Source organism: uncultured Methanofollis sp. (assembly GCF_937919355.1).
GTDB lineage: Archaea > Halobacteriota > Methanomicrobia > Methanomicrobiales > Methanofollaceae > Methanofollis.
The window spans coordinates 1-3,969 of record NZ_CALFSA010000205.1 but is presented as its reverse complement, the minus strand read 5'-3'; the positions used below and the strand labels follow the sequence as shown (position 1 = coordinate 3,969).

At 52.6% G+C, this 3,969-nt stretch carries 5 protein-coding genes and 1 pseudogene; 1 reads left to right on the top strand and 5 read right to left on the bottom strand.

Features of this window, described 5'->3' with window-relative positions:
* From Q0520_RS09875 to Q0520_RS09855, 5 genes and pseudogenes are all read right to left on the bottom strand, one after another.
* Positions 1-307: pseudogene (locus Q0520_RS09875) on the bottom strand (hypothetical protein); the annotation flags it as partial.
* A 292-nt stretch (positions 308-599) separates the two neighbouring features.
* Positions 600-1,349, bottom strand: a complete 750-nt coding sequence (locus tag Q0520_RS09870) for an HNH endonuclease (protein WP_298669533.1) — start codon at positions 1,347-1,349, stop codon at positions 600-602.
* Between the two features lie 347 nt (positions 1,350-1,696).
* Positions 1,697-1,921: a type II toxin-antitoxin system HicA family toxin gene (locus Q0520_RS09865; protein ID WP_298669530.1), complete on the bottom strand. Its 225-nt coding sequence runs from the start codon at positions 1,919-1,921 to the stop codon at positions 1,697-1,699.
* Positions 1,914-2,147 (bottom strand): type II toxin-antitoxin system HicB family antitoxin, encoded by a 234-nt coding sequence (locus tag Q0520_RS09860; protein WP_298669527.1) that lies wholly within the window; start codon positions 2,145-2,147, stop codon positions 1,914-1,916. Before Q0520_RS09860 ends, Q0520_RS09865 begins: the two co-directional genes overlap by 8 nt.
* Positions 2,148-2,351: 204 nt before the next feature.
* Positions 2,352-2,585, bottom strand: a complete 234-nt coding sequence (locus Q0520_RS09855) for a nucleotidyltransferase family protein (RefSeq protein WP_298669524.1) — start codon at positions 2,583-2,585, stop codon at positions 2,352-2,354.
* 186 nt (positions 2,586-2,771) lie between these two features.
* Between Q0520_RS09855 and Q0520_RS09850 the strand changes: the two genes are divergently transcribed.
* Positions 2,772-2,960 carry a hypothetical protein gene (locus Q0520_RS09850; RefSeq protein WP_298669521.1) on the top strand — a complete coding sequence of 63 codons (189 nt, stop codon included), beginning with the start codon at positions 2,772-2,774 and terminating at the stop codon, positions 2,958-2,960.
* The last annotated feature ends 1,009 nt before the right edge of the window (positions 2,961-3,969 follow it).

Here is a 3,969-nt window from a genome sequence, read left to right as displayed (position 1 = left end):
GGTCGATGGGCAACCACCGCCGCCGCACGATGTCGGCGTCCGAGGTGGTCGCGTCGCTCCGCGAAAGCCGCATCTTCACCCTGTTCGCCCGCCGGGCGAGGAGGGCCGGGTCCACCGCGTTCAGGGTGACGTAGATCCCGCGGACCTCCGGGTCGGTGTCGAGGGCCTCGGCGGCGTCGGCGAGTTTCGCGAAGTCGTCGAAGTAGCCGGAGTGCGTCGCATAGTCCGCGAGAGCACGCACCTCGACGACACCGCCGGAGAACAGGACGGCGAGGGCCTGAGCCGGCGTGTCTCCGGTCGATGGCATTGCGGCGGTCTTCCTCGGTCCGGTGTTGGCGCGCGGGGAATCATGAAGGCTGCCGTGTATTTTTTTCGTGCTGTGCATGCCTCTCCGTCGGCGACGGGGGTCTTAAGCCTGACTTAACCGGGGGAGAGAGTCGGGGATGACGGTCTTTGCGATGTGGTTGGAGTTCATCTTTCTAAGTGCTGGGGGTGTGAAGACGGTTCACTCATGCCGGTCTCTGAATGTTTTCAAGACTCCGGATCCTCAATGTGACTTGGGCACTGTTTTCCCTCTTCTGGCAGGGCTCCGGGAAAACTCACCACATCATTGATCCGTGCTGCCCACCGATCATTTCCCTTACTTCTTCTATTGTGAAGGGCTCTCTCTTACTGTGAATTATAAGATGGCAATTCGGACACACCGAACGCAAATCTCGTATAGGGTCGACTTCGTAATTTTGCTGGATTTTAGATAGTGGTATGAGATGGTGGATGTGAACTTTGTTTTTTCCTATCGGTCCATACACTTTCTCAAAATCGAAACCACAGACGGCACACCGGCTACCATAGTGATCAATGCATATCTTTCGTGCACGTCTGTTTCTTTCATAGCGGTTTACAAAAACCTGGCTCACTGTGCCTTCGCGGAGAAGAGGAATATCTTCGACGGTAATCTCTCCGGAATCCACAAGATCTAATTCCTCTGAATCGAAAAGGTTCTCAAATGCGATAACCAATTCAGGCCGCATTATCCAGGGAAAACTTCCACCATTATCATATCCTAAGAAGGGAACATGCCACCATCGAGGTTTCCCGTTTCTTCTCAGGGGTGGTTGAACTCCTGTTTTCGCAATGACACGTTTACTAAATCGGCTTATTTGTGCATTGAGCGGTGCATAGTGAGAGAGATTTAACTTTGATGCGATCTCAGATGCTCGTATCTCATAGTTTTTGCTCTCATACACGGTCTTTAAAACCGTGAGGTCTTGTTCTGTCGTTACTTTTCTTTTCGTAAGCAGTTCTGTCCATTCCTCGGCACTCAATTCTAACGGGTCGTTATAGAACATCGCCTTCCTCTCACCACCGTGCTTGCCATCTTCTTCTCAATACAATCGATACTATTGTTGATGGCGAAGAATACGCTCACCTGATTATAAACACGTCGGTTTTTTTTCTCTTGCTATGATTCTGGGCACCCTTTTCGGATTTTCCACAGGGGGGTATGAGCGGGCCGGAAGATCCCTTACCTACCATGGGTGAGGGCTTACCTACCCTGCCCGGTTCGTTACCTACCATGCCGGACTGCTTACCTGCCGATCTTCTGGAAAAAAATACAATCTCAGTCAGAGGGGCTATCCTGCTTATGTCAGGGATCTTATTTCCGCGTGCGGGGGGTTTGACGGCGGAGGAGTGATCATTTCGGGTCGTCGAGGTCTTCCTTTTTGATCCCTGCCTGTCGGAGGATTTCAAGAAGAGTTCCTGTGGGCAGGTCCTTTGCATGGAACGGGACGATCACGCGCCGTCCCGTTTCGGGGTGACGATAGAGGTGGTGGCTGCCTCGGCTTCGTACAAGGACGAACCCCCTGGTCTCAAGAATTTTGATGACTTTTTGCGGGGAGAGGACGGGGGTCTTAGGCATATGCTTCGACGGTCAGGGTATATTCGAGCGTATCCTCCTCGGTCGGGATCTCTTCTCCTCTCTCCGTCAGGTCTTCCAGGTACAGCTCGATCGCCTCCTTCGCCATTGCGATCGCCTCCTCGATCGTGCCGCCGAAGGTGACGCAGCCGGGGAGTGTCGGCACAGTGACGGTATAGCCCCCTTCCGGCTCTTTCCGCAGAAGTATGCGGTAACTGATGCGGTGCATGTCCCTTTTCTCCCGTTGGATCGATCTGTTGTGGGAGTTTTATGGCTGAAATAGGTTTGTATGATGGAGATACACGGCCCGGAGTCTCTGGATGTCCCCTGCTCTTTATTGGTGTGCATCCCTGACGGTATAGAGGTCCGGCTCAGACATAGGCCGTCTCGCGTGCGATCCTCTCCTTCATCATCGGCTTGATGGCGGCGGGCGTCACCAGGTCGACAGGTGCGCCGAACCGGTCGGAGAGGAACGCCTCCAGCTCCATGAAGGTGAAAAAGCCGACCGGCCGGGAGAACTCAGACCTTGGATGTCGATGTCGCTCTCCGGCGTCTGCTCGTCGCGCGAGACTGACCCGAAGACGCCGATCTTCGCGACGTGGAAGCGGGTCGCGAGCTCGTCCTTGAGGTCTGCAAGGGTGGCGAGGACGTTCGACCGGGACTGCATGAGGGGTGATCGGTGGGGGAGCGGGATAAAGGTTGTGGGGTGGGGCGGCGGGTCTCTCCCTCATGGGGATGTCCCGTTCGTTTTCCGAATCGCAATGAAACGAAGTTTCAAGCGGTTCTTTGAAAATCACCCCGGTGGTTTTCATGGGAAACCCTTATGTCCCGCTGCCGGCGATCACCCTCTTCGATGACTGCCACGGCACAGATCACCATCTCGGAGGAGACGCTGGACCTGCTGAGGAAGATGGGGCACGAGGGCGAGAGCGACGACGAGATCATCAGGCGGTTGATCAGGGAGAGGTCGGTCGTCTCCCCGGACGAGCACGGGAATCAGGTCCTGGAGGACGACGAGTTCCTCCCGCTGGAAGAACTCTGATGTAGAGGGTTCTTTTCTCCCGGATATTCATGAAGCAGTTTCACAGACTCCCGATCGAGACGCAGGAGAGGATACGCCTCTCTCGCGGGACTGGGTAACGATCCTTATCGTAGCCGTCCGGGTGCCGACATCAAACTTCTTCGCCACGCAACGCCGCAGAAATTTCGCCTCAGAGTCGGGGTTTATCGTGTCATCTATACTGTTGAGGGCGACACAGTCCATATCATCGAGGTGATGACGCGGGGGAGGGAGTATTCGGGGGTTCGAGAAGATGCTGTCTTGATTCTCTCTCTCTGTGATCTGTCCCCGGTATGTGTTCAGGTACTTTATCGTTGGGAATGTTGTGGAGGCCTCTGAAGTCCTTAGAATAGTAATCTCATTTTTTGGATGGTGAAAGGCCCGTCGATTATTCAAGGAGAAGTTCTAAAATTCCGATCGCTAATTTTAAGGAAATTCGATACCCGGAGTTATACTATCCATGAAGCCCCGTATAAATCACACTGAGATTGCGATGCGAAACATATCTCATGTTGTGTATTCTATCCGGGATGATCCTGCGAGATGGTACAAAGTCAACTGGATAATTGTCAGTACATCTCATGCAATGTACAAAACACATGGGGTGCGTGGGCATACAGTGCGACAGAATATTCGCCATCAGTTATGGAGTAAAGCACAGAAAAAATATCCTGTTCTCAATAGATATTCAATTCCATATGAAATCTCTGGCAATAGTAAATGCAAAATAAAGTGGTATTACCGGATCCTTGATTTCTTCTCTTTTTTTATATAGGTCGGTGAGGGATCTTTTGTGCCTCAAACGGGACATTGCATTGCGTAGAGAAAAATGATGAAGGGATCGACTCCACTTTCCACGGTCACAGGATCGAAATTTAAAATAATTCCCCTTCAATTCTGAAGATATTCTTTGAGGGATTTATCTCGAAAAAAAGATTATTCCCCGATCTCCGCCCGCACCGTCAGAAACACCGGCCCGCGGAGGTCGACC